Genomic DNA, 1,495 nt, shown 5'->3' with positions numbered 1-1,495 from the left:
TGACCACGGGATAGCTTTTCGCCATCTTCAAGATATAGTCCGACTGTTTTCTGCCAATCATAACAACAAATTCTCTTTGTCTTTTGCACTTATTATATCATGTTTTCCGATATCCGTGCAAATGGCAAAGCCGATGTTGTGATTTTCACGGCACCGACAAATCTCCTCGTCGACCCACACATGTGCGCTTTCTTTTAAAAGTCAGCCAAATCAGCGTACCGCCTACCATCAATTCCAGCGCAGAAATCGCAACATGTGCCAGTATGTGAGACCACTTCGGCTCGATCATGATTTGCTTGCCGCCAACGGTTATCCACATGGCAGTCGGCCCAAGATCACCGCCAAAGACAGGGACGCCGTCTTCCGAAAAAACCACCGCTCGATTCCCTTCCGCCGCGCGTGCCCGCGCCATTCGATATCCGTTAAGCTCATAGGCCACATATCCCATCCCTACTGCCGACATCAAAAGTCCAACACCAAAAACTACAGCAACGGCTTTCAGTCCGCATCTGCAAATTATGCAAAGCCTCCTCATTTCGCCACCCCCATTGCACAGTCCTTCATTCGTGAATCTCCACGGTTCCGTCATAAACGTCAACCTTGCACCCAGTCCGCTCGCAGGCGTTCGTCAGAGCATCCCAAAACGACATGTCGGCGACAGGCAAGGTTTCGACAATCGGCAGGTCGTTTTTCGGCTTCGGGGGAAACACAATTTTCCCCGCCTTGTCACTGCAGTAGAATCTCAGTCCCCGTTTGTCCTTCGGCTTGTCAGGACGATCATAATCCTTCGACGCCTGTTCCATGAACGCCACGAATTCCGCCATCGTCGCAGGAGCATAAAGAAATATCTCTGGCAAACGTGTCTCGCACAGCCATCGATGCGTTTCTTCACGCCGCGCTGTGCGCCAGACCTTGCTCCATTTTCGCTGGAATCGCCCGTTTTCGCCCTCATCGCCCGTCCAATCAATCAGCTTGCCCTCCCCATCATAAACGAGCATGGCCGAACCCGACGGCAAGAAGCCGAGCGGACCCATGCTGACAATCGTCACATTCGTTCCGTTGAGCACGCAGTCCGTACTGCTCACCACGTTTTGCGCTTCTGCCGCCAGCAACGCATCCTTGTTCGGATACTCGCAATACCGCTTGAACCGCCGCGCATCCGGCAGTTCAAAGGCGATAACAAGCGCAACGAAAGCAACGACCACCACAACAATCGCCGCAACGACTTTCGCAGCACCCCAGCAGATTTTACAAAAGCGATTCATATTCCGTACCGCTCGTCAACGCGACAGCGGTGATTTCATATGTCCTATCGGTTATCGAGACGAACCTTACCCGTCGGTGTCAGAAAATACGTCTGTTGAGTAAGTTTCCAAGGGCTTGGGCCAAGCAAGCTCTTTCGCCGCGCATATTTTCCTTTTAAAATCTGTGCGCAACCGCTGCTTCTGACAACCAATGCGATCTTGTCCGAATCAACCAGAATGCCCGGTCTCAG

General features: G+C 52.2%; 3 protein-coding genes. All 3 read right to left on the bottom strand.

All coding sequences use genetic code 11. The features are described from left to right. Positions 1-145: 145 nt before the first annotated feature. Entirely contained in the window at positions 146-463 is a 318-nt protein-coding gene (locus MJZ26_15150) for a hypothetical protein (GenBank protein MCQ2107112.1), read from the bottom strand. Between the two features lie 97 nt (positions 464-560). Then, on the bottom strand, positions 561-1,265 hold the full coding sequence (locus tag MJZ26_15145; protein MCQ2107111.1) for a hypothetical protein: 705 nt from the start codon (positions 1,263-1,265) through the stop codon (positions 561-563). Positions 1,266-1,309: 44 nt separating this feature from the next. Beyond that, a partial coding sequence (locus MJZ26_15140; protein MCQ2107110.1) for a hypothetical protein occupies positions 1,310-1,495 on the bottom strand: 186 nt, incomplete at its 5' end.

Origin of the sequence: Fibrobacter sp., from assembly GCA_024398965.1 — a bacterium.
In the GTDB taxonomy this organism is placed as follows: domain Bacteria; phylum Fibrobacterota; class Fibrobacteria; order Fibrobacterales; family Fibrobacteraceae; genus Fibrobacter.
The sequence above is the reverse complement of the archived record's forward strand: the minus strand, read 5'-3'. Positions and strand labels throughout refer to the sequence as shown.